Raw genomic sequence first — 23595 nt, forward strand, 5'->3', positions numbered from 1 at the left:
CATGGCTGATCCCGACGAGGGCGCGCAGGAGATTCCCGAGGTTCCGGATGCCGGACACGCGGGAACCCCGGACGCCGCTCCCGATGGTGACGTTCCCGATGGTGACGCTCTCGGTGGCGACCCTGCCCGCGGCGATGGTCCCGATCCGCAGACTCCGGATGCCGACGTCCCCGACCTCGACGTTCCGGAGCTCGAGATCCCCGATGCCGAGATTCCGGATGCCGACGCTGCTGACGCCGACCTCCCCGAGCCGGAGATCCCGGATGCCGAGATCCCCGCGTCGCTGTACGCCGAGCCCGTCATCCCGGATCCGATCATCCCGCCGGCGCCCGAGGGGCTGGACGACCTGCTGCCGAAGCCCAAGCCGGGCTTGAAGTCGCGGTCGGGGAACCGGTCGAACTGGAGCGCCGACCTGGACCGCCCGCACACCACGCGCGCGGCCCTTCGCGCGGCATCCGCTGGTTCGACCGCGCCAGGGCAGGCCGCTGCACCGGCATCCGATCCGAACCTGACGGCACCGGAACCCGATCCGGACGTCGTCCCGCCGGCGACCGGCGCGACCTCCGGCGGCTACCGCGCGGCGACCGTCGTGATCTATCTGTTCCTGCTGGCGCTGCTGGTGGGCGCGATCGTCACCATCGCTGTGCTGCTGGGCAATGGCAGCACCCCGTTCGCCGCTGCCGTGGTGCCGGTGCTCGGCCTGCGCGTCTGAGAGCTCTCGGCCGAGGGGAAGAGTGATCCGGTCGGGGCGGGAGCCGTGAGTCGGATGGTATCCGCTGGTGGGGAGGCCGGTTGTCGGGCGCTTTCCGTCTGGGTGACGCGGGCCAGACGGAAAGCGCTGGTGCGGGGCGCGCTGGAACAGCGAAAAGCATCCGGACCGAGGGGGCCGGATGCTTTTCGCGGGTGAACACGGGCGGCTCAGCCGTGCGTGTGGATGTGGACGTGCGTCGTGGGGGTCATGTGGCGATGGAAGCCGTGGCCGCGGCGGGCATGCGGGCCGAAGTCGCGGTGACCGTCGCCGCGCTCGCCGAAGCGGTCGCCGAGGCGGGGGTCAGCGCCGGGTCGGCGTCCGTGGTCGTGGAAGCCGTGATCGCGGTGGCCTTCGTGGCCGTGGTCGCCGTGAAGGCCATATCCGCGGTCCCGCTCGAAGCCGTCCCGCTCGAAGCCGTCCCGCTCGAAGCGGTCCCGCTCGAAGCCGTCACGACGGAAGCCATGGTGGCCGCGGCGACCGAAGGCGTGTCCGTGGCCCCTGCCGCCGAAGCCGTGACGGTGTCCGCGACGTTCGCGGCGGGGCAGGGGCTTGCCCTCGGCCCAGCCGAACTCGCGGGCGATCTTCTCCAGAGACGCCGTCATGGTGGCGTACTCCTCGGGGGAGACGGCTCCGGCCACGCGGGCTCGCAGCTCGTCGACGGCGGTGCTCAGGCGCTGCTTGGCCAGAGTGCCGGCATCCGTCAGCTCCCAGCCGTCGCGGGTGCGCTGCACCCAGCCGAGTTCGACGAGACGGCGCAGCTTGGGGCCGCGCAGCGGACGGTCATCGGCAACCGTGCCGTCGAGGCGGTTCAGCATCCGCCAGTCGCGACGGGTGATGCCCTCGTCCTCGAAGACGGTGGCGAACTCGGCGCGCATCAGGCGGTCTACCGCGGTGATCCAGTATCCGAAGGGATGAGTGTCAGTGGTGTTCATGGGATTCCTTTGCATGTCATGTTGCATATGCATGCAGTGTGACATGAATAACACATGCATGTCAAGTCACATGTAAAATCGAGCCATGACCGCAGAGCCCGTGAACCCCGTCGACGCCATCGCCGCCGCGCTGTCGCGGCTTCGCGGGCGACGTCAGCACCAGCATCCGCATGCCATGCACGAGCACGGGCCGCACGAGCACGGACCATTCGGCCCTCGCGGGCGCGGCGGGCGAGGCCCGTGGGGCCCCGACGGCGGCATGCGGCACGGCGCACCCGCCGTGATCCGCATGGTCGAGGCGCTGGCGCAGGCATCCGAGCCGCTCAGCGTGAGCGGCCTCGCCGAGGCGATCGGAGTGGATCAGCCGCGTGCCTCGCGGCTGGTGCAGCAGGGCGTCGATCGCGGCTGGGTGCGGCGCGAGGCCGACCCCGACGACGCCCGCCGCACGCGCATCGCCCTCACCGACGAGGGGGCGCGCCTGTTCCGCGGCGTTCGCGGCGAGCGGCGCGAAGCGCTGGGCAGGGCGCTGGCCGCCTTCACCGACGAGGAGAGCGCCGAACTCGCCCGACTGCTGACCAAGCTCGCCGACAACTGGGGCTGATCAGACCCCGACGTTCTTCGGGAACCGCACGAACAGCAGCAGCACCAGGCCGATCAGCAGGATCAGCCCGATCCCCAGGACGCCGTAGATGATGGCGCCGAACCAGGCCAGGAAAAGCGACCACGCCAGCGGCGACAGGAACGACGCGACCCGGCCCGTCGTGGCGTACAGGCCGAAGATCTCGCCCTGCTGATCCGGGGGCGTGAGGCGGGTGAGCAGGCTGCGACTGGCGGCCTGCGTGGGGCCGACGAACGCGCACAGCGCGAGCCCGCAGATCCAGAATACGATCGTGCCCAGGTCACGCAGCGCGAACACGACGAACGCCATCGCCACCAGGCCCGCGAGCGTGATCGTGATCAGGCGTCGAGGCCCGATGGCGTCGTCCACCCGCCCGGCCAGCAGCGTGGACACGCCGGCGACCAGGTTCGCCGCCAGGCCGAAGACGATCACCTCGAGGAACGAGAACCCGAAGCCCTGGGCGGCCAGCACCGCGCCGAACGCGAAGACGCCGGCCAGTCCGTCGCGGTACACGGCCGCCGCCAGCATGAACCAGAACGTCGGGCGATTGGTGCGGAACAGCTTGACGATGTTGTGGAACAGCACCACGTACGAGCGGAGGAAGCCGACCTTCTCCGACGTCTCATACGCCGGCGACTCCGGCACGTTGCGGAACATGGGGATCGAGAACACCAGCGTCCACACCGCACAGATGACCGCGACCAGCTTGAACGAGAGCGGATTGTCCTGGCCGACCAGGAACAGCACCGGGATGCAGACGATCAGCGCGACCACGCCGCCGATGTAGCCCAGGCCCCAGCCGAGCCCCGAGATGCGGCCGACGTTCTTCGGCGTGGACACCTCGGACAGCATCGCGTAGTAGCTCACGTTGCCGATCTCGCTGACCACCGCGCCGATCGCGACGGCCAGCGCGCCGAACCAGAAGTACTTCGGGTCGGCCTCGACGAAGAACAGCGCGAACTGGAACAGCGCGATCGCGATGGTCGCGCCGATGACCCACTTCTTCTTGTTGCCGCGAGCGTCGGCCTGCTGACCCAGCACGGGTGCCAGCAGCAGGATCAGGATGCCGGCGGCGAAGTTGGCCCAGCCCCACCACTCCGACAGGTCGGTGAGCCCCTGACAGTACGCGGAGTCGATGTACTGCTTGTCGGTGCAGCTCATGTAGGTGTCGGGGCCGATCAGGCCCGACTCGCGCACCGTCGGGTCGAGGAACATCCGTGACGTCAGATACAGCGCGATCCACACGAACGTGAGGATCACGGTGTTGAACGGCTGCAGCGCCCAGTCCCACATGGCCCACGAGACCACCTGCTTCTTGGTGGCGTGCGCCCCGGGCCCGTCGCCCTCGCCGCCGAACGCGGTCATCGCGGCCGTGTTGATCGGCCGCTCTGCCGAGGATGCTGAGTGATCGTCGCTCATGCTCGAAGTCTGGCCGGGCACGGTGAACGACGGGTGACGGCGCGCCGTGGGCCGATGCTCAGAGGGTGCACGGGCATCTCCACCTTTCGATTGATCTTCCTCTCTGAGGGGCCTTGTGAGCCGGAAATCCAGCGGATCCTGGGAAGCCGTCGCCTAGCGTTGAGGAAGTCCTACCCGAGGAGACGCATGTTCCGCAGCCCTGCCCGACTGTTCCGCGTGCTCGCGATCGCTGAGGCGATCACGTGGACCCTGCTGATCGGCGGACTCATCGCCCGTGCCGTCGGCGTCAACCCGATCGTGGTGACGATCGCCGGCGGCATCCACGGCTTCGTGTTCCTCTCCTATGGTGCGACGGCCGTGCTGCTGGCCTTCCATCAGCGCTGGCACGTCGGCGTGGCCGTCACGACCATCGCCAGCGCGATCGTGCCGTACATGACCATCCCGGTCGAGATCTGGCTGCACCGCACCGGGCGCCTCGAGGGTGCCTGGCGCATGACCGAGACCGACGACCCGCGCGATCGCACCTGGTACGACCGCACCATGCGCTGGTTCCTGCACCGTCCCTGGGTGCTCGCGGTGCTGATCCTCGTCCTGATCGTCGCGATCTTCAGCATCCTGCTGCTGATCGGCCCTCCCGGCGGGAAGTGAGTCAGTCCTCCGCGGCCACGGCCTTCGGATGCTCGGCGGCTGCGGCGAACTCGCTGCGGCCGTCGTTCTTCGAGCGGCGCACCCAGTGGTTGAAGACGATGTTCAGCAGCACCGCGGTGAGAGTCGTCGAGCTGATCGCCGAGTTGAAGATCACCGAGAACCAGTCCGGGAAGCCCGCGTAGAAGTCCGGGCGCATCAGCGGCAGCAGGCCGACGCCGAGCGACCCCGCCACGATCATCAGGTTGAGGTTGTTGCGGTAGTCCACCTTCGCCAGGGTCGCGATGCCGCTGGCGGCCACCGACCCGAACAGGAAGATGCCCACGCCTCCCAGCACGGGGGTGGGCACGGCGGCGATCACGCGGCCCAGCACCGGCAGCACGCCGAGGACGATCAGGAACACGCCGCCGGTGGCCACCACGAAGCGGCTCTTCACGCCGGTGATCGCGACCAGGCCGACGTTCTGCGCGAACGCGCTCTGCGTGAACGAGTTGAAGATCGGGGAGACGGCGCTGGCCACCATGTCGGCGCGCAGACCGTCGGCGACGCGCTTGGCATCCGTCTTCGTGCCCACCACCTCGCCGACCGCGAGGATGTCGGCGGTGGTCTCGGTGAAGGTCACCAGGATCACGATCAGCATCGACAGGATCGACGCGACGTCGAACGTCGGCAGGCCGAACGCGAACGGCGTCGGCAGCGCGAAGATCGGCCCGTCGCCCACGCTGGAGAAGTCCGCGACGCCCAGGAACACCGCCAGCACCGTGCCGATCCCCAGCGACAGCAGCACGCTCAGACGAGCGATCGAGGGCGTGCCGAGCTTGGTCAGGATGATGATGATCACCACGGTCGCCGCGGCCAGGCCCACGTTCCCCATGGACCCGAACGACGGATCCTTCGCATCCGGCCCCATCGCCCAGCCGGCGGCCACCGGTAGCAGTGAGAGCCCGATCGAGGTGATCACGGTGCCGGTCACGACCGGCGGGAAGAACCGCAGCACCATCGCGAACAGCGGCACGAGGAAGATGCCGATCACCGATGACGCGATCACGGCTCCCATCACGGCCTGGATGCCGCCGTCTCCCTGGATCGCGAGCATGGTGGCGATGCCCGAGAACGAGACCCCCTGCACCAGCGGCAGCTTGGACCCGAAGAACGGGATGCCGAGCGTCTGCAGCAGCGTGGCCAGCCCGCCCATGAACAGGGAGCAGGCCACCAGCATCCCCAGGTCGGTCTGCGACATCCCTGCCGCCTGACCCATCACCAGCGGCGGTGCGATGATGCCGCCGTACATGGTGAGCACGTGCTGGAAGCCGTAGGCGAGGTTCGGGCCCAGGCCGAGCCGGGCGTCTTCGGGGCGGATGGTGGAGGATGCGGTCGCGCTCATGCCCTCGGATTTCTGCGGGAGAAGGGGAGGAATCCAGGGTATCCCTCTGACTGGGTGAACCTTCGCGAACGCAAACCTGAGTCGTCTCCTATCAACTTTCTTGACAGCATCCGATCTCGTGTTTACACTTGAGTCATCGCGACTCAGGTTTACTGATCCGCAATCAGACTTCCTCAACCATGAACAAGGAGAATCACATGGCACGTGCTGTCGGAATCGACCTCGGAACCACCAACTCCGTCGTCAGCGTCCTCGAGGGCGGCGAGCCCAAGGTCATCGCCAACGCCGAGGGCTTCCGCACCACCCCCTCGGTGGTGGCATTCACCAAGGACGGCGAGGTGCTGGTCGGCGAGACAGCCAAGCGCCAGGCCGTCACCAACGTCGACCGCACGATCTCGTCGGTCAAGCGCCACATGGGCACCGACTGGTCGTTCGACGTGGACGGCAAGAAGTGGACGCCGCAGGAGATCTCCGCGCGCATCCTCATGAAGCTCAAGCGCGACGCCGAGTCCTACCTCGGCGACACCGTGACGGATGCCGTCATCACCGTGCCCGCATACTTCAACGACGCCGAGCGCCAGGCCACCAAGGAGGCCGGCGAGATCTCCGGCCTGAACGTGCTGCGCATCATCAACGAGCCCACCGCCGCGGCCCTGGCCTACGGACTGGACAAGGGCAAGGAGGACGAGCTCATCCTGGTCTTCGACCTCGGTGGCGGAACCTTCGACGTGTCCCTGCTCGAGGTGGGCAAGGACGACGACTTCTCCACCATCCAGGTGCGCGCCACCGCCGGTGACAACCGCCTCGGCGGCGACGACTGGGACCAGCGCGTCGTGGACTACCTGATCAAGCAGTTCAAGGACTCCACCGGCGTCGACGTCTCGGGTGACAAGATCGCCCTGCAGCGCCTGAAGGAGGCTGCGGAGCAGGCCAAGAAGGAGCTCAGCTCCTCCACCAGCACCAGCGTCAACCTCCCGTACCTGTCGCTGACCGAGTCGGGACCGGTGTCCCTGTCCGAGACCTTGACGCGCGCGAAGTTCGAGGACCTCACCAAGGACCTGCTGGCCCGCACCAAGAAGCCGTTCGACGACGTCATCCGCGAGGCCGGCGTCAAGGTCGCCGACATCGACCACATCGTGCTGGTCGGCGGTTCCACACGCATGCCCGCCGTCGCCGAGCTCGTCAAGCGCGAGACCGGCAAGGACGCCAACAAGGGCGTGAACCCCGACGAGGTCGTCGCCGTCGGCGCCGCCCTGCAGGCCGGCGTCCTGAAGGGCGAGCGCAAGGATGTGCTGCTGATCGACGTCACCCCGCTGAGTCTCGGCATCGAGACCAAGGGCGGCCGCATGACCAAGCTCATCGACCGCAACACCGCCATCCCGACCAAGCGCAGCGAGACCTTCACCACCGCCGACGACAACCAGCCGTCGGTCGCGATCCAGGTCTTCCAGGGCGAGCGCGAGTTCACCCGCGACAACAAGCCGCTGGGCACCTTCGAGCTGACCGGCATCGCACCGGCTCCCCGCGGCATCCCGCAGATCGAGGTCACCTTCGACATCGACGCCAACGGCATCGTGCACGTGTCCGCCAAGGACAAGGGCACCGGCAAGGAGCAGTCGATGACCATCACCGGCGGCTCGTCGCTGTCGAAGGACGACATCGAGCGCATGGTGCGCGAGGCAGAGGAGAATGCCGCCGAGGACAAGAAGCGCGCCGAGGCCCTCGAGCAGCGCAACCAGGCCGAGTCGCTGTCGTACTCCATCGAGAAGCTCATCAAGGAGAACGAGGACAAGCTGCCCGAGGACGTCAAGACCGAGGTGCAGGCGGATGTCGACGCTCTGAAGACGGCCCTCGCCGGCGAGGACGACGACGCCGTCAAGGCCGCGTTCGACAAGCTCAACGCATCGCAGACCAAGCTGGGCGAGGCCATCTACGCTCAGTCCCAGGCGGATGCCGCAGCCGGCGCCGCTCAGGGCGACGCGCCCACCGGTGACACCGCCTCCGATGAGGACGTGGTCGACGCCGAGGTCGTGGACGACGAGGACGAAGGCAAGTAACCATGACGGACAAGAACTTCGATGAGGTTCCTGAGGACGAGGGGTCGGATGCTGCGGCATCCGGCCCCGCGCCGCAGGATCAGGACTCCACGGAAGCCGCTGCTGCCGAGGGCTCCGACGACGACTTCACGGTCGATGACATCCTGAACGCCGAGCAGACGCCCGAGGCGTCCAGCGAGGACGGATCGGATGCCGGGCTCGTGAACGCCGAGCACGCGCTGCTGAACGACCTGAAGCGCCTGACCGCCGAGTACGCCAACTACCGTCGGCGCACCGAGGAGCAGCGGCACGTCGAGATCGCTCGAGCCAAGGGCGAGGTCGCCAAGGGACTGCTGCCGGTGCTGGACGATCTGGATCGCGCGCGTGCGCACGGGGATCTCGAAGAGGGCTCCGCCTTCGCCGTGATCGCCGAGAAGCTGCGCGGCGTCGTCGAGCGCCTCGGTGTCGTCTCGTACGGTGAGAAGGGCGAGGAGTTCGACCCGCAGCAGCACGAGGCGGTCTTCCAGCAGCCCACTCCGGGTGCCACGAGCTCCACCATCCTCGAGGTGGTCGAGGTCGGCTACCGGCTGGGCGACGTCGAGCTTCGCCCGGCGAAGGTCGTCGTCGCGGTTCCGGCCGAGTAGGAGGCGTATGGCCAGTCAGGATTGGTTCGACAAGGACTTCTACAAGACGCTCGGCGTCTCGAAGGACATCTCCGATGCGGAACTGAAGAAGACGTACCGCAAGCTCGCTCGCAAGTACCACCCGGACTCCAACCCGGGTGATGCCAAGGCCGAGGCGAAGTTCAAGGAGATCAGCGAGGCGTACAGCGTGCTCAGCGACGCCGAGCAGCGTCGCGAGTACGACGAGATCCGCGCCATGGGATCGGGCGCGCGCTTCACCGCGCCCGGCTCCGGCGGGGCGGGCGGCTTCGAGGACGTGTTCAGCCGATTCGGGCAGGGCGGTCAGTCCGCGAACTTCGACGACATCTTCTCGATGTTCACGCAGGGCGGGGGCTCCTCGTTCGGCGGCGGCCGGTTCGGGCAGCAGGGCTACGGCGGGCCGCGCAAAGGCGCCGACGTCACCGCCCGCACCACGCTGGACTTCGCCACGGCTGCGAAGGGCGACACCATCACCCTGCAGTCCGGTGAGGGCAAGCCGTTCAAGATCAAGGTCCCCGCGGGCGTCGCCGACGGGCAGAAGATCCGCCTGCGCGGTCGCGGCCGCCCCTCGCCGGACGGCGGGGAGCCCGGTGACATCGTCGTGCAGGTGACGGTTCGGCCGCATCCGGTGTTCACCCGCGACGGGCTGAACCTGCGACTCACCGTGCCCGTCACGTTCACCGAGGCGACCCTGGGCGCCACCATCGAGGTGCCCACGCTGGGTGGCGACACCGTCAAGCTGAGGGTCGCCCCCGGCACACCCTCGGGCCGCGTGCTGCGGGTCAAGGGTCGGGGAATCGTCTCGGCCAAGAAGGGCACCGGTGATCTGCTGGCGGAGCTGCAGGTGGCGGTACCCGCGCACCTGGACGCTGCCGCGCGCGAGGCGCTGGAGCGCTTCCACGAGCTGGAGCCCGCCGAGAACCCGCGCGCCGAGATGATGGCGAAGGCGAAGGCCTGACATGGATGCCGGATCCCCGCTGTTCGCGATCGCGGTCGCGGCCGAGCTCTCGGGCATGCACCCCCAGACCCTGCGGCAGTACGACCGCATCGGCCTGGTGGTGCCCGGGCGCACGCGCGGGGGCTCGCGGCGCTACTCGATGCGCGACATCGAGCAGCTCCGGGAGGTGTCGCAGCTCTCCAGCGAGGGGATGAGCCTGCCGGCCATCGCGCGGCTGCTGGATCTGGAGGATGAGGTGCGGATGCTGCGCAGCCGTGTCTCCGAGCTGGAGGGCGCGCTGCGCGCTGAGCGCGCCAGCCGCCCCGGTGTGCGGGTGTTCGCCGCCGGTGCCAGCGGCCAGGTCGTCACGCTGTCGTCGGGCCGGCGCATCCGCCGGTCCACCGAGGTGGTGCTGTGGCATCCGCGCCGGGCATCCGCCTCGGATGGTGATGCGTCAGACGATGACGCGTCGGCCGGCGGCGCGTCGGGCGACGCCGACTGACAGCTCGTGCTCAGGCCGTTCCCAGGTGTCGGATAGGATCGATGGTGTCGGGGGGACGTTCTTCTCTCCGCGCCCACCGGAGGGGAACCCATGCGCACAGCATCCAAGATGGCCGTCGCCATCACCACCATCGCCCTGGCTGTCGGCCTGTCGGCATGCTCGGGCGGCCAGTCCGTCGTCGACGCCTGCAAGGTCATCAACACCGAGGGCCAGAAGATCATCAGCGACTCGAACAGCGCGATGGGCGACGTCGCTTCCGACCCGTCCGCCGCAGCCAAGACGCTCAAGTCGATCTCGGGTCAGATGAAGGACCTCGGCAAGAAGGTCACCAACGCCGACGTCAAGAAGGCGTGGGACGGACTGGTCACCTCGTACGACGGCTTCAGCGAGCTCATCGACACCGTGGCCGGCGACCCCAGCATCCTGACGGACCAGGACAAGGCCGCCGACTTCAGCACGAAGGTGCAGGACTCCGCCAAGACGCTGACGGAGAAGGGCAACGCGCTCGACAAGCTCTGCAAGTGATCGCGCTTCACGAACGGCCCGTCTCCTCGGAGGCGGGCCGTTCTGCGTACCGGCCTCAGATGCCCAGCACGGCCTTGGCGATGAGGAAGTAGATGACCAGTCCCGTCGCGTCGGTGAACGTCGAGATGAACGGGTTGGAGAACACCGCGGGGTCCACGTGGATGGCGCGGGCGATCAGCGGCATCATCCCGCCGACGGATGCCGCCACCGTGCACACCGCGACCAGCGTCAGCGCGATCACCAGGCCGATCTGCCACTCGTAGACCAGTCCGGCGAACAGGAGTCCCAACGATCCCAGCAGCAGGCCCAGGCAGAATCCCACGCGGATCTCTCGGGAGAGCACGCGCAGCACATCGCGCGGGGTGACCTCGCCGAGCGCCAGGGAGCGGGTGACGGTGGTGGCTGCCTGGTTGCCCGTGTTGCCGCCGGTGCCGATCAGCAGCGGCACGAACAGCGCCAGCACCGTCAGCTGTGCGAGCGTGGCCTGGAACGCATCCAGCACCTGCACGGTCAGGCTCGCGCCCACCGCCAGCACCAGCAGCCACACCACGCGCGAGCGCACCAGGCGACGGATCGGGGTGGAGAGGTACGAGCGGCGCAGCGGCTCCACACCGCCCTGTCGTGCGGCATCCTCGCTCTCCTCCTGCTTGAGGATGCGCGCCGCGTCGTCGACGGTGAGCATGCCGACCAACCGCTGCTCGCTGTCCACGATGGGCAGCGCGAGCAGGCCGAAGTCGGTGGTGCGGCGGGCTGCGGTCTCGGCATCCTCCGTCACCTCGGCGACGTGCGCCTCGCTCATCAGATCGGCGATGACGTCGTCCTCGGATGCCGCCATCAGCTCGCGCAGGCTGACCACGCCCACGATGCGGCGGTGCACGGTCACAGGGATCGTGTAGACGGTCTCGGCGCTGTCGAGGGCGCCCCGGATGCGGGTGAGCGTCTGCGCGACGGAGAGGTCAGGATGCGTGGTGATGAACTCCGGGCTCATGCGGCGGCCGATCGAGTCCTGCGGGTAGCCGAGCATGCTCGAGGTGAGGTCGCGCTCCTGGCGGGTCAGCCCGCGCAGCAGCTGAGGGGCGACGGATGCCGGCAGCTCGTCGAGCAGCCACACCCGGTCGTCGGGGTCCATCTCGGCGAACAGTGCGGTGATCTCCACGTTGCGCAGCGCCTGCACCAGCTCGCCCCGGGTGCCGGGTGAGAGCGCCTCGAACACGTCGAGCGCGCGCGACTTCGCCAGCAGGCGGTAGACGATCGCGGCGTCCTCGATGCCGAGCCGGTCGATGAGCTCGACCACCTCGGGGACGGTCAGCGGGGTCAGCGCGGCGGATGCGCCGGGCAGATCGCCCTGGGCGATGAGCCGACGGATGTCGTCAGCGGCCTCGGAGACGGTCTGGATCTGAATGGGGGTCATGGGCGTGCCTTATCAGGGCACCGCCGGAACGCCGGAGCGGGGCGCGCGTCGCAGCAGACGCCGCCGCTCAGCCGAGCGGTGCGGAAGCGGAGGGGATGACGTGTCTGCGACTATGACTGTCACTCGACATGATGAACCACCTCGCTTCCTGGTGCTCGGGGAAGGACTCCAAAGGGAGATTCTACCCGGGTGCACGGCGTTCCTGACTCGCGGTGACGTTCGGCCAGGAGGATCCGGCGACCGGCCGCGGCAGCGTGCGCCGGGTCTACCCTGGCGATAGGGCTGTCGCCGCCGACAGCGCTGTCGCATCGGTGCGGCCGCGGACGCGCACAGCCGTCGACGAAGGAGATGACGATGGCAGGAAAGCCGATCGTCCCACCGTTCAGCGAAGCGGATGCCGTGGCCAAGGTGCGCGCCGCTGAAGACCTGTGGAACACGCGAGACCCCGAGAAGGTCGCAGCCGCCTACGCTCCGGACAGCCGGTGGCGAAATCGCACCACCTGGGTGCGCGGGCACGACGAGATCGTCGCCTTCCTGACGCAGAAGTGGGATCGGGAGCGCGACTACCGCCTCATCAAGGAGATGTGGTCGTACGGCGGCAACCGAATCGCCGTGCGGTTCGCCTCGGAGTCGATGGGCAAGGACGGACTCTGGTACCGCTCATACGGCAACGAGCAGTGGGAGTTCGACGAGAACGGACGCTGCCTGTTCCGGCACGCGAGCATCAACGACCTGCAGATCGGCGAGGATGAACGGCTGTATCACTGGGAGGCTCCGGGGCCGCGACCGGAGGGGCACCCCGGTCTGACCGACCTCGGGCTGTAGCCCGCGTTCCCGGGGGCTGGAGCCGGCGCATCAGGCCGGCGGCAGCCGCAGGGTGTTCGATTCGCCGCCGGTCAGGTCGTCGGCGATGCGGATGCTGCGGGCCAGGTCATCCAGCGGCTTCTCCAGCGTGCCGAAGCGCTCGCGATCGCGGCTGACGGCGGTCAGCGTGATCAGATGCGTGCCGGTGTCCCACGTGTAGGTCGCCGACGGCGGGGATGCCGGGGTCGGCGGCACCGGCATGAGCAGTTTCTCTCCCACGCCCAGCGCGGTGGGGAAGCTGATGGTGTCGTCGTACTCGATGGGCATCATCGCCCGCATGGTGCGCAGCTGCGGGGTCAGCTCCTGCACGGTCGCCATCGCGACGACCAGCTCGGGTTCGGCCTTCCACATCCACGCGAGCACACGGCCGTCGGCCCTGCGCATGGCCAGCGGGATCGCCTGGCTGGCGAGCCACGCACCCATCCGCGACCCCGGCCTGCCTTCGCCGCCGAGAGCCGCGCCGGCCTGCGCCATCAGCATCCGGATGGCGGCCTTGCGGTGCCGGCGGCCGGTGAAGCCCAGCGAGCCGGTGACGGGGATCCACAGCGACGGGTCGGCGGAGGAGATCAGGCGCATGCCACCACCGTACGGCCGGTCGCGGGGGATGGGCTGGGAGCGGGGCCGCGGCTCACGAATCGTACGGCTGCGCGCGCACCCAGGGGATCGGGAGAAGGTCGGCGGGCGAGACCACCCCGACCTCGCCTCGGTCGTCGACGATGACCCGGGTGTCCTTCCCGTAGTTCGGCACCAGTTCCCGGCACACGCCGCACGGATTGATCACGCGCGGTGTGCCCGCCGCGTCCATGCCGACGGCGACGATCGTCGTCACCTGCTCCTCGCCGGCGATCCGGGCGGCCGCGATCGCGCTCGGCTCCGCACAGATGTCCACCCGGTTCGAGGACAGATGCAGTCCGAGGTGCACCCGCCCCGAACCGCCGCGCACCGCCGCGGCCACGCGGTGGTCCCGTTCGTCGTACGCGCGCAGCAGCAGCTCGGATGCCGCGCGCACCAGCTCGTGGTCGTCGGGTGTCAGCATGTCCACGATGCTCACTCCGCCCCGGTGTAGGTCGTCTTCTCCCAGGTGTAGAACTGGGTGGCGTTGTGCCCCTGCTCGCGGAACGTGTTCGACGAGGACTCCTTGATGCCGCCGAACGGCACGTGCAGATCCAGGCCCGAGGTGGGCCGGTTCACCTTCACGACTCCGGCCTGCACGCGCTCCGCGAAATCGGTGGAGTGCTTCAGGCTGGTCGTGCAGATCCCGGCTGTGAGGCCGTAGGGCGAGTCGTTGAGCGCCGCGAGACCTGCCTCGTAGTCGGGGACGTCGATGACGGCCACCACCGGTCCGAAGATCTCTTCGGTGGCCAGCGGAGCGGAGTGCTCGACATCCACCGCGACCACGGGGGAGAAGCGCAGCCCGTCGGCATCCGCAGAGCCGGTGAGCAGGCGCGCCCCGCCGTCGACGGCCTGCTGGACCGCCGAGATGTCGCGGTGCAGCTGGTCCTCGCTGACGACAGGGCCCATCGTCGTCGCAGAGTCGAGGCCGTCTCCGGGCACGTACGAGCAGGCGAGGCCGGCGAGCTCGGCGAGGAACGCCTCGCGGATGCCCGGCGTGACGTAGACGCGTGAGGTGGCGGTGCACGCCTGACCGGTGAGCGAGAAGCCTCCGGCGGCGACCACCTGGGCGGCGCGCCGAGGGTCGGCGTCGTCGACGACGAGCACGCCGTTCTTCCCGCCCATCTCCAGCTGCACGCGTGCGCGGCGCGCCTGCAGGGTCTTCTCCAGTCCCAGCCCGACGGCGGTGGATCCCGTGAAGGACAGCGCGCCGACACGCGGATCCCGCGCGATCGCATCGCCGACGATCCGACCGCTGCCGTGCACGACGTTGAAGACGCCGTCCGGCAGCCCCGCATCGTGCAGTGCGACGGCGAGATGAGTCGCCGACATCGGGGTGAGCTCCGCGGGCTTGAGGACGACGGCGTTGCCGCTGATCAGCGCGGGCGCTGCCTTCCAGGCGGGGATCGCGATCGGGAAGTTCCACGGCGTGATCAGCCCGACCACCCCGATGGGCTCGCGCCGAGTGGAGATGGTGGTGCCGGGGAGGGCGCTCGCGTAGACGCTGCCGGTGGAGTTCCAACCGAGCGAGCCGAAGAACTGCAGCACACCGATGGCGCGGCCGACCTCGCCGGTCGCCTCGGCGATCGTCTTCCCCTCCTCGCGCACCAGGTCGCCCGCGACCTGCGGTGTTCGAGTGCGGAGGATCTCCGCCGCCTTCAGCAGCACTGCTCCGCGTGCGGGAAGGGGCGTGCTCGCCCAGGAGGGCTGTGCGGCGACGGCCGCGCTGATCGCGGCGTCGGCATCCTGGGCGGTGCCGGCAGGGGAGAGCACCGCCACCTCGCCTGGATGCGCGGGATTGCGTCGCTCCTTCTCGGGTGCGCCGAGGAGTTCCCCGGCGATGAGGTGCCTGGCCAGTGCAGGAGCGGTCGGTGCGGGAGTGGTCATGAGTGTCCTTCCGATCTCACAGCGAACGGACGAGTCCGCCGTCGCATCGCATCGCGATGCCGGTGATGTATGAGGCTGGAGCGCTGCAGAGGAACGCGCCGGCGGCGCCGAATTCCCCGGGATCTCCGTAGCGCCCCGCCGGGATGCTCTGCGCAGAGGCCCTGCGGACGTCGTCGACGTCCGCGCCCGTGCGCTCAGCGGTCGCGGCATCCAGGGCTGCGACCCGATCGGTGGCGATCCGGCCCGGGAGCAGGAGGTTCACGGTCACTCCGTCTGCGGCCACTTCTCCTGCCAGCGTCTTCAGGTAGCCGGCCAGCGCTGCGCGCCCGAGATTGGAGGACGCCAGGTTCTGAAGCGGTGCGACGATGCCGCTGGAGCCGATGGCGAGGATCCGCCCCCACCTGCGCTCCCGCATGCCGGGCAGTGTGCGGGCGATCAGATCCTGGCCCGGAGCGACGAGCCGGGTGAATGCCGCTTCGGCATCCGAGGGGGAGAGTGCGGATGCCGCAGCGGGCTTCGGCCCCGGACCGTTGACGACCATGATGTCGATGGATCCGAAGGCGCTCTCGGCAGCGGCGATCGCGTCCGTACGGGAGACGGCGTCGAGGATGTCGACCTGCACGCCGATGGCGGACGGGAGAGCGGCAGCGACCGTCGCGGCCTCCTCCCCGCGCCGGCCCGTCACGACGACGTTCGCCCCTTCGCGTCCGAGTGCCTCGGCGACGGCGCGACCGAGTCCCGCCGTCGACGCGGCGACGAACGCCGTTCGCCCTTCGATTCCCAGATCCATCTCAGTGCTCCGCCCCGGCGAGCAGCGCCTCAGCGCGTGCGAGATGGGAAGCGGCGATCGGGGCCATCTGCTCGGGGAAAGGCGTCGCCGGTGCGCGCACGGTCCGCTCGGCGAAGAACCCCCGCCGGGTGAACAGGTCCTTGCGCAGCGCCAGCGCGACCTTCGGCTGCTGCTCGTAGTTCACGAGGGGCAGGTAGGGCGTCAGCGCGAGGCGTGCACCGTCGGCATCCCCTGAGAGCCAGGCCGTGACGCACGCGATCAGTGCTTCCGGGATGGAGAATCCGGTCATCGCTCCTGCCGAACCCGCGGCGAGCTCATCGAGCAGGCTCTGCCCGCCCAGGCCGCCGAACACGGAAGCAGTCGTACCTGCCGAGATCCGGGCGATGGCCGCCGCCGTCGGCGGGGCCTCGGCCTTCACCGCGCTGACGAACGGGCACTCCTCGACTACGCGCAGCAGGGCGTCGGCCGAGATCGTCACACCGCTGGCCACCGGGTAGTCCTGCAGCACCACGGGGACTCCCGTGGCGTCGTGGATCGAGTGGAGATGGCGCACCACCACGTCGGGGACCGGCGAGTTCACCTGCACCATCGCGGCGACCATGCGGTCGTCGACCGCCAGCCGCGCGACCTTGACCTCATCGATCGCGGGTGCGGTGGCCGTCGACGTGACGCCGACGACGATCGGCAACCGGGTGTACGCGGCAGCGGTCGCGAGCACGGTCGCCCGCTCGCGACCGGTGAGTGCCCGAGCTTCGCCGAAGACGCCGAGAACGGTCAGGCCGGTCGCCCCGATGCGCTCGTAGTGCTCGACGAGCTTCGCCAGGCTCCGAGTGTCCACCTTCTGCTCGTCACCGTGGAACGGCGTGGCGACGACGCCCCACACTCCGGGTGTGAGCGGTTCGACGGTCGTCATGAGAGCACCGCCCAGGCGGGGGAGCGCTTCTCCTGGAAGGCGCGGACGCCCTCGTGCTGCTCGGACGATTCCAGCGAGGCCATCAGAGCGGGAAGTCGCGCACCGCGCGCCTCGGATGCGCTGAGATGCGCTGTGCGGTTCACGATCTGCTTGACGGCCCGCACGGAGGTGGGAGCGCACAGCAGGATCTGCGAGACCCAGCGCTCGATCGCCTCTGAGAGGTCGGGGAGGGCGACGACTTCGTTGACGAGGCCGAACCCTGCCAGCTCCGCGGCGCTCGCCTTCCTTCCCGTCAGGAGCATGCCCATGGCCTGGGAGTAGGGGATGCGGCGCACCAGACGCGGGATCCCGCCGTCGAGCGCCAGCCGACCGACGCGGGGCTCGGGCAGCGCGAACTGCGCGTTCTCGGAGGCGATGACGATATCGGCGCCGAGAACCATCTCCATGCCGCCTCCGAGCGCGTAGCCGTTGACGCGCGCGATCACAGGCACATCCAGGGTGGAGCGCAGACTGAGACCGCCGAATCCGTTCGGATCGCCGTCCGCCCAGTACTCGACCCCGGTCTTCTCCACACCGTCCGGCGTCATGTCGGCGCCTGCGCAGAACGCCCGATCGCCGGCGCCGGTAATGATCACCGCGCGGATGGTGTCGTCGGCCTCCAGCTGGGCCCAGATCTCGTTGAGACGGGCGAGGGTGCGGCCGTCCACCGCGTTGAGCACGTGCTGTCGGTCGATCGTGACCGTCGCAACCCTGCGCTCGTCGATGACGAGGCGGACCTCGTCGACGCGGGGGGCTCCGGACGTTGTGGTGTTCTCGGGTGTCATCGCAGCACTCCCAGTTCCTGGAGTCGTGAGATCGTGTCGTCGTCGAAGCCGTTCTCACGCAGCACCTCGACGTTGTGCTCGCCCAGGCGGGGAGCCACGCGACGCACGGAGGCGGGCGTGTCGGACAGATGGATCGGCGCGTTCAGCATGCGGAAGCGCCCGGCGGTCGGATGCTCGGCCTCCACGACCATGCCGTTCGCCTGCGTCTGCGGGTCATCGAGTGCCTCGGCGAGCGTGCGGACCGGTGCGTTGAGAACGCCCTCCGCTTCGAGGCGCTGCGTCCAGTGCGCGGTGGTGCCCGTGGCGACCTGCGCGGCCAGCACCTCGTGCAGGTGGACGCGGTTGGCCATCTGATCGTCGAAGGTCGCGAACTCCGGACGGTCCGTGAGGTTCTCGTCGAACTCGAGCGCGCGGGAGATGTGGGTGAGGGGATCGGGGGTGAAGCCGCCCACCATGCACACCGCGCCGTCGAGGGTGGGGAAGACGGCCGACAGCGGCATCCGCCCCCAGTTGACCTCGTAGCCGCGATTGAGCTGCATGCACGCCTCCTGCATCTGCATGTGCAGCATGGAGTCGTACATCGCCACCTCGACCTTCTGCCCCTGGCCGGTCTTCTCACGGGCGCGGAGGGCGAGCAGGATGCCCTGGAACAGGTGCATGCCCGTCGTGTAGTCGCACAGGGTCGTGGGGTAGATCGACAGGGGGTCGTCCGTGCCGCTGCGCCGCCACATCACGCCCGAGTAGGCCTGATTGACGACATCCTGCCCGCCGAGCGACGCATAGGGGCCCGTGGTGCCGAAGCCGGTTCCCGATGCCCACACGAGCCGGGGGTTCAGCTCGTGGAGCTCGTCGTAGCCGAAGCCCATCCGCTCCATCACGCCGGCACGGAAGTTGCTCACGACCACGTCGGCATCGGCGATGAGACGGCGGAGGACGTCGCGGCCGTCCTCGCTCTTGGTGTCGATGGACAGTCCGCGCTTGTTGCGGTTGATCGACTGGAAGATCGGGTTGTCCTGACCGTCCCGATCCGGGTACGAGTTACGCGATGAGTCGCCGGTGTGCGGGCGCTCGATCTTGATGACGTCGGCGCCGAAGTCGCCCAGCAGCTGCGTGCAACTGGGGCCCATGAACACCTGAGTGAAATCGACGACGGTGATCCCGTCGAGGGGGAGCGCGGCCGACGTCATACCAGCACCGCAGCGTCGATCGTGGCGTTGGCGGACGGGTGGTCGCCGGGGTCGGCGTTGTGTCGGCGCATCCCCGCCTGGATGTCGACGGCATCCACATCCCGCACCAGCTTGTTCTGCGAAAGCGCGAGGGCCGCGGCGATGCCGGTGGCCTGGCCCATCGCCATGCACGGCGGGATCTCGCGCGACGACTTCTGCGCTTCGGATGTCGCGGAGTAGTGGCGTCCTGCGACCAGCAGCTGGTCCACCTTCGTGGGCAGCAGCGAGCGGTAGGGGTAGTAGTAGTCGCGGCCTCGGGCGACGCTGTCGGCGAAGTGGCGGCGCTGCACGACGTCATCCTTGGTCATCACGTACTCCCCCTGAAGCAGGCGGGTCTGGCGGACGCCCATCTGCGGCGCGGTGTCGAGGACGTAGGCGCTCTCGAAGCCGGGGAGGTTCTCACGCACGTAGTCGACGGCCTCGGCGATCCGGTCGCGTGCGGTGAACTCCGCCTCGGTGAGGGAGAGGGGGTCGGTGCCGTCGAACCCGCGCATGTGCGGGGCGTTGCACCACACCACCCCGGGGAGCGGCGTCTTCAGCCACCACAGCTCCCACGCCCCGCCGAGGATCCGCTTGATCTTCCGGTTGACGGCTCGTGCCGTCTTCGGATCCTGCTGCTCGAACTCCTCGGCTCGCGCCGTGTCCACGCCGCCGAGGCGGAACACGAGCGTGGTCAGGTAGCTGCCCTGGGTGTAGTCGGCGCCGGCGCGGGATGCCACGTCGATGTCGCCGGTGGTGTCGATCACGATGTCGCCGAGGTGGGCCTGAGGCCCGGACTTGGTCTCGACGATGACGCCCTTCATGACCCCGTCGTCCACGATGGGGCGGGAGAACACGGAGTGCAGGGCGACCTTCACGCCCGCCTCGCGGACGAGATCGTTCGACACGCGCTTCCAGCCATCCGGGTCGAACGCCGCGGCATAGCAGATCGGCTTGGGCTGCGTATGGCTGTGGAAGTCGAACGTGCCCCAGCGGCCCCACTTGTTCCACAGCTCCTCGGACTGGCGGCGGTCCTCCTTGGGCGGGACGATCGCCAGGCCCAGCCTCTGCAGGCGCTCGACGTACTCGGACACGATGCCGGTGACGGTGATCTCCTGTCCGTTGATCATGTCGTCCAGGACGAGGACCATGCCTCCTGCGGCGAGTCCGCCGAGGGCCGGGTACCGCTCGATGAGGGTGACCGACACCCCCGAGCGGGCTGCGGTGACCGCGGCGGCGACTCCGGCGGGGCCCCCGCCCACGACGATGACGTCGGAGCGGGAGACGACGGGCGCCTGCAGTGCGTCGCTGGCGACGGCGAGTTCTGTGCTGTTCGACATGGGCGGGATCACTTTCCGAGGTGGATGCCGTTGACACGGCGGGCGACGAGGTAGAGGACGACGCTGATGGCGCAGAGGGCGGCGACATAAGCGGGGAACAGCCAGTTCAGGCCGATGCTCTGGAACCAGACGAGGAGGAAGGAGGCGGTTCCGCCGAAGATCGCGACGCCGAGCCCGTAGCCGAGCGACGCGCCGGCGCCGCGGTAGACCTTGGGCATGAGGGATGCGGAGACGACGTTGTAGAGCGTCATGTTCAGGACCAGCACGACGGATCCTCCCAGCAGGACGGCGGCGAATCCTCCGATGCCGGGCTGGACGTACAGCAGCATGATGAACACGGCAGGGATCGCCAGGAGCCTGGTGACGATGAACCAGCGCGACAGACTGCGGCCGTCGACGAGCTTGCCGACGATCAGGCTGCCGATGACCATGATGAGACCGAGCAGCGTGGTGAGGCCGAAGACCGCGGTCGAATCCTCCTTCATGGTGCTCCTCGCGACGTTGGGCAGCCCGACGTTCCAGGCGTAGTTGTACGCCTGGACAGCACCGACGACGAAGACGATCGCGAGAACGCTGATCCAGCTGCGACGCACGCCCGTCCACACGGATCCGGTGGTCGTCTCGGTGAGCTCCTCCTTGGTCATGGTCTCAGGGAGTGTGCTGCGCAGGTAGATGATGACGACGCTGAGCAGTGCGCCCACGATGAACGGGATGCGCCAGCCCCACTCGGACATCTGCGGCTCCTTGACGACGAGGGTGACCAGCCAGGTGACCAGCGGGGCGCCGACGATGCCGATGTTGACGAAGGAGGAGATGATTCCCGCGACGTAGCCCTCGCGCCCGTCCGGGACGAGCTCTACGGCATGCGCGGTCGACAGCGGCGCCTCCACACCCGTGGAGATGCCCTGGACGATGCGGCAGAGCAGCAGGATGGTGCCGGCCCAGGCGCCGATGGCCTCGTAGGTCGGGACGAACGCGATCACGAGAGTGCTGATCGCCATCAGGATGATCGAGAGCAGCATGACTTTGCGGCGGCCGATGCGGTCGGCGGCCGTGCCGAGGATGATCCCGCCGAGCGGTCGGAAGAAGAAGCCGACGGCGAACACGGCCAACGCGCTCATGGTGGAGGTCACGGGGTCATGGGCGGGGAAGAAGTGGGGGCCGAGGTAGGCGGACAGCAGTCCGAAGATCATCCAGTCGTACCACTCGAGGGTGTTGCCCAGGCCGAGGCCGAGCAGGCCCTTCCTGGCCTCGGGGCTGAGGCGACGGCTGGCCCGGGTGGACGGGGCGTCGATGGTGGTGTCGGTCATGATGCTCCTAATCAAGCGACTCTGCTTGCAGGCTTCTCGGGCACGCCGATGGAGCCCTGGGGTGGGGAGGGTCCTGTGTTCTTGCGGCGCGAGGCGGCGGTGCTGTCATCTCGCTGCGGTCTTGAGGTGAGGCATCCGGATGCCTCGGTGCGGTGGTTTCAGTGTACTGAAGATTTTTAGAATATCAAACAAGAACTTCAGAGAATCGCCCCGCGCGTCCTCATCGACTGGATCCTGGCGCTCGAGTAGCCGAGTTCGGAGAGCACCTCGGCGGTGTGCTCTCCGAACCGCGGAGGCGAATGACGGACAAGGGGAGGGGCGTCGGACAGGGAGATCGGCGGGGCGATGGTGCGGATCACGCGACCGTCCTGATCCTCGAACTCGAGGATCATCCCGTTGTGCGCGGTCTGCGGATCCTGCAGAGCCTCGGCGAGCGTGCGCACGGGGCCGCACAGCACGTCCTCCCGCTCCAGCGCGGCGAGCCAGTGCGCCGAGGTGCCTTCGCGCAGCCGGTCGCCGATGATGCGGCGGATCTCGTCGCGGTGGCTCTTGAGACTCTCGAGCGTGCTGAAGCGCTCATCGGCCGAAAGGTCCGGGAGCCCCAGCGCCCGACAGATGTCGGCGAGCGGATTCTCCTTGAACGCGCCGATGATCACGATCTCGGAGTCGCGGGTGGGGAAGCATCCGCTCAGCGGCATGAGCGCCCAGTTCAGCTCCTGGTCGTACATCAGGCGGGTGGTCGCCTCCTGCATCTGCAGCGCGAGCATCGAGTTGTACAGGTTCACCTCGACGCGCTGTCCGACGCCGGTGCGCTCGCGCTGCAGCAGGGCGAGGAGTATTCCCTGCACGAGATGGAGACCGGTGGTGTAGTCGGCAATCGGGGTGGCGTAGATCGTGACGGGATAGGCGGGGTCGGCCAGACGCTTCATTACGCCGGAGTACGACTGGCCGAGGATGTCCTGTCCGCCCTTGTGCGCGTAGGGGCCGGATGAGCCGAACCCCGAGCCACAGGCCCAGATCGTCCGCGGGTTGAGCGCGGCCACGGCATCCGCACCGAATCCCAGCCGTTCCATCACACCGGGCCGGAAGTTGCTGACGACGACGTCGGCGCCGCGGATCAGGTCCGCCACCGCCTCATGACCATCCGGTGTGGTCAGATCCACGACGATCCCGCGCTTGTTGCGGTTCAGTGCGAGGAACACGGGATTGTCGCCGCCGGTGTCGGCCAGCACCCCGGTGCGCGACAGATCTCCGCCGCCTGGTCGCTCGATCTTGACCACGTCGGCACCGAAGTCGCCGAGCATCTGCGTGCACGACGGGCCGAGCATCACCTGCGTGAAATCGATCACGCGGATGCCGTCGAGGGGGCGGGTGGGATCGGGCATGGTCACCAGGTGGGAGGGGTGTTGACCCACACGGCGACGCATTGCTCGGAGGACGAGTTGCGGAACCAGTGCGGCTTCGTGGAGTCGAAGCGGATGGAGTCGCCTGTCTCGAGTGCGAACTCCTCTTCGCCGATGCAGACCTCCATCCGGCCGGAGATGATGAGCCCGAACTCCTCTCCGCCGTGAGTGAAGGGTGTCGTGCTCGTGTCGTGGCCGGGGTCCGTGACGACCCAGAGCGCTTCGAGCGCCCCATTGAGATCGGGCACCAGCAGCTCGTAGACGGCTTGGCCCGCGCCCTCGGGTGTCGCGCGGCGCAGGTCTCGGCGCTCGTGACGGCGCACCACGGGCGACTTGGACTCCTGGAAGGCGGGAAGCAGCTTGCCGACGGGGATGTCCAGCCCGTGGGCGAGCTGGGCGAGTGTCGTGAACGACGGGTTGGCCAGTCCGCGCTCGAGCTGGCTGATGATCGCGGGGCTCAAACCGGTGGCAGTGGCGAGATCCGCGAGTGTGAGCTTCTTCTTCTTCCGCAGCGAGCGGACGGTCTCACCGATCCCCTCGAGCAGGTCCGCGACCGCCGGCCCGGAGGATGTGGTGGTGCTCATGGCTTCTCCCGTTGCGGCTGGAGTTCAAATATAGTGAACA

The 23595-nt window shown here is 68.7% G+C and carries 24 protein-coding genes; 9 read left to right on the forward strand and 15 right to left on the reverse strand.

Annotated elements, in window-relative coordinates; all coding sequences use genetic code 11:
• Position 1 precedes the first annotated feature (1 nt).
• Positions 2 to 712 carry a hypothetical protein gene (locus Q0568_RS01935; protein ID WP_298861358.1) on the forward strand — a complete coding sequence of 237 codons (711 nt, stop codon included), beginning with the start codon at positions 2 to 4 and terminating at the stop codon, positions 710 to 712.
• Between the two features lie 206 nt (positions 713 to 918).
• On the opposite strand, the gene Q0568_RS01940 is transcribed toward Q0568_RS01935, so the two are convergent.
• On the reverse strand, positions 919 to 1683 hold the full coding sequence (locus tag Q0568_RS01940) for a hypothetical protein (protein WP_298861361.1): 765 nt from the start codon (positions 1681 to 1683) through the stop codon (positions 919 to 921).
• A gap of 85 nt (positions 1684 to 1768) precedes the next feature.
• On the opposite strand from Q0568_RS01940, the gene Q0568_RS01945 reads away from it, so the two are divergent.
• On the forward strand, positions 1769 to 2284 hold the full coding sequence (locus Q0568_RS01945) for a MarR family transcriptional regulator (protein ID WP_298861364.1): 516 nt from the start codon (positions 1769 to 1771) through the stop codon (positions 2282 to 2284).
• Here the strand turns inward: Q0568_RS01945 and Q0568_RS01950 are convergent, their stop codons facing one another.
• Positions 2285 to 3721, reverse strand: coding sequence for an MFS transporter (locus Q0568_RS01950; protein ID WP_298861370.1), 1437 nt, complete (start codon positions 3719 to 3721; stop codon positions 2285 to 2287). It abuts the gene before it with no gap.
• 186 nt (positions 3722 to 3907) lie between these two features.
• Between Q0568_RS01950 and Q0568_RS01955 the strand changes: the two genes are divergently transcribed.
• Positions 3908 to 4369 carry a DUF3817 domain-containing protein gene (locus Q0568_RS01955; protein WP_298861373.1) on the forward strand — a complete coding sequence of 154 codons (462 nt, stop codon included), beginning with the start codon at positions 3908 to 3910 and terminating at the stop codon, positions 4367 to 4369.
• A 1-nt stretch (position 4370) separates the two neighbouring features.
• On the opposite strand, the gene Q0568_RS01960 is transcribed toward Q0568_RS01955, so the two are convergent.
• Positions 4371 to 5750 carry a nucleobase:cation symporter-2 family protein gene (locus Q0568_RS01960; protein ID WP_298861375.1) on the reverse strand — a complete coding sequence of 460 codons (1380 nt, stop codon included), beginning with the start codon at positions 5748 to 5750 and terminating at the stop codon, positions 4371 to 4373.
• Between the two features lie 197 nt (positions 5751 to 5947).
• Here Q0568_RS01960 and dnaK point away from each other — a divergent pair, with 197 nt between their 5' ends.
• The 5 genes from dnaK (at position 5948) to Q0568_RS01985 (ending at position 10412) form a co-directional block, all read left to right on the forward strand.
• Positions 5948 to 7807 carry a molecular chaperone DnaK gene (gene dnaK, locus Q0568_RS01965; protein WP_298861382.1) on the forward strand — a complete coding sequence of 620 codons (1860 nt, stop codon included), beginning with the start codon at positions 5948 to 5950 and terminating at the stop codon, positions 7805 to 7807.
• Between the two features lie 2 nt (positions 7808 to 7809).
• A complete protein-coding gene (locus tag Q0568_RS01970) occupies positions 7810 to 8430 on the forward strand; it encodes a nucleotide exchange factor GrpE (RefSeq protein WP_298861385.1) in 621 nt (206 codons plus the stop codon).
• 7 nt (positions 8431 to 8437) lie between these two features.
• Complete coding sequence (locus Q0568_RS01975) at positions 8438 to 9406, forward strand: DnaJ C-terminal domain-containing protein (protein ID WP_298861388.1); 969 nt, start codon at positions 8438 to 8440, stop codon at positions 9404 to 9406.
• Between the two features lies 1 nt (position 9407).
• Entirely contained in the window at positions 9408 to 9887 is a 480-nt protein-coding gene (locus Q0568_RS01980) for a MerR family transcriptional regulator (protein ID WP_298861391.1), read from the forward strand.
• 90 nt (positions 9888 to 9977) lie between these two features.
• Entirely contained in the window at positions 9978 to 10412 is a 435-nt protein-coding gene (locus Q0568_RS01985; RefSeq protein WP_298861394.1) for a hypothetical protein, read from the forward strand.
• Positions 10413 to 10467: 55 nt separating this feature from the next.
• Here Q0568_RS01985 and mgtE read toward each other — a convergent pair whose 3' ends face one another.
• Positions 10468 to 11823 (reverse strand): magnesium transporter, encoded by a 1356-nt coding sequence (gene mgtE / locus Q0568_RS01990; RefSeq protein ID WP_298861398.1) that lies wholly within the window; start codon positions 11821 to 11823, stop codon positions 10468 to 10470.
• Between the two features lie 354 nt (positions 11824 to 12177).
• Here mgtE and Q0568_RS01995 point away from each other — a divergent pair, with 354 nt between their 5' ends.
• Complete coding sequence (locus Q0568_RS01995; RefSeq protein ID WP_366941314.1) at positions 12178 to 12648, forward strand: nuclear transport factor 2 family protein; 471 nt, start codon at positions 12178 to 12180, stop codon at positions 12646 to 12648.
• Positions 12649 to 12678: 30 nt separating this feature from the next.
• Here Q0568_RS01995 and Q0568_RS02000 read toward each other — a convergent pair whose 3' ends face one another.
• From Q0568_RS02000 to Q0568_RS02050, 11 genes are all read right to left on the reverse strand, one after another.
• Positions 12679 to 13263, reverse strand: a complete 585-nt coding sequence (locus Q0568_RS02000) for a hypothetical protein (protein WP_298861404.1) — start codon at positions 13261 to 13263, stop codon at positions 12679 to 12681.
• Between the two features lie 52 nt (positions 13264 to 13315).
• Positions 13316 to 13723 carry a hypothetical protein gene (locus tag Q0568_RS02005; protein WP_298861407.1) on the reverse strand — a complete coding sequence of 136 codons (408 nt, stop codon included), beginning with the start codon at positions 13721 to 13723 and terminating at the stop codon, positions 13316 to 13318.
• Between the two features lie 11 nt (positions 13724 to 13734).
• Entirely contained in the window at positions 13735 to 15186 is a 1452-nt protein-coding gene (locus Q0568_RS02010; RefSeq protein WP_298861410.1) for an aldehyde dehydrogenase family protein, read from the reverse strand.
• 16 nt (positions 15187 to 15202) lie between these two features.
• A complete protein-coding gene (locus tag Q0568_RS02015; RefSeq protein WP_298861413.1) occupies positions 15203 to 15976 on the reverse strand; it encodes an SDR family oxidoreductase in 774 nt (257 codons plus the stop codon).
• A gap of 1 nt (position 15977) precedes the next feature.
• A complete protein-coding gene (locus tag Q0568_RS02020; RefSeq protein ID WP_298861416.1) occupies positions 15978 to 16889 on the reverse strand; it encodes a dihydrodipicolinate synthase family protein in 912 nt (303 codons plus the stop codon).
• Entirely contained in the window at positions 16886 to 17713 is an 828-nt protein-coding gene (locus Q0568_RS02025) for an enoyl-CoA hydratase-related protein (RefSeq protein ID WP_298861419.1), read from the reverse strand. Before Q0568_RS02025 ends, Q0568_RS02020 begins: the two co-directional genes overlap by 4 nt.
• A complete protein-coding gene (locus Q0568_RS02030; RefSeq protein WP_298861424.1) occupies positions 17710 to 18900 on the reverse strand; it encodes a CoA transferase in 1191 nt (396 codons plus the stop codon). Before Q0568_RS02030 ends, Q0568_RS02025 begins: the two co-directional genes overlap by 4 nt.
• Entirely contained in the window at positions 18897 to 20258 is a 1362-nt protein-coding gene (locus Q0568_RS02035; protein ID WP_298861426.1) for an FAD-dependent oxidoreductase, read from the reverse strand. Before Q0568_RS02035 ends, Q0568_RS02030 begins: the two co-directional genes overlap by 4 nt.
• Positions 20259 to 20266: 8 nt before the next feature.
• Positions 20267 to 21568, reverse strand: coding sequence for an MFS transporter (locus Q0568_RS02040; RefSeq protein WP_298861430.1), 1302 nt, complete (start codon positions 21566 to 21568; stop codon positions 20267 to 20269).
• A 197-nt stretch (positions 21569 to 21765) separates the two neighbouring features.
• Positions 21766 to 22953: a CaiB/BaiF CoA-transferase family protein gene (locus tag Q0568_RS02045; protein ID WP_298861439.1), complete on the reverse strand. Its 1188-nt coding sequence runs from the start codon at positions 22951 to 22953 to the stop codon at positions 21766 to 21768.
• Positions 22954 to 22955: 2 nt separating this feature from the next.
• Positions 22956 to 23555 (reverse strand): XRE family transcriptional regulator, encoded by a 600-nt coding sequence (locus tag Q0568_RS02050; RefSeq protein WP_298861442.1) that lies wholly within the window; start codon positions 23553 to 23555, stop codon positions 22956 to 22958.
• Positions 23556 to 23595: the final 40 nt, after the last annotated feature.

It is taken from the genome of uncultured Microbacterium sp. (assembly GCF_937927635.1).
GTDB lineage: Bacteria > Actinomycetota > Actinomycetes > Actinomycetales > Microbacteriaceae > Microbacterium.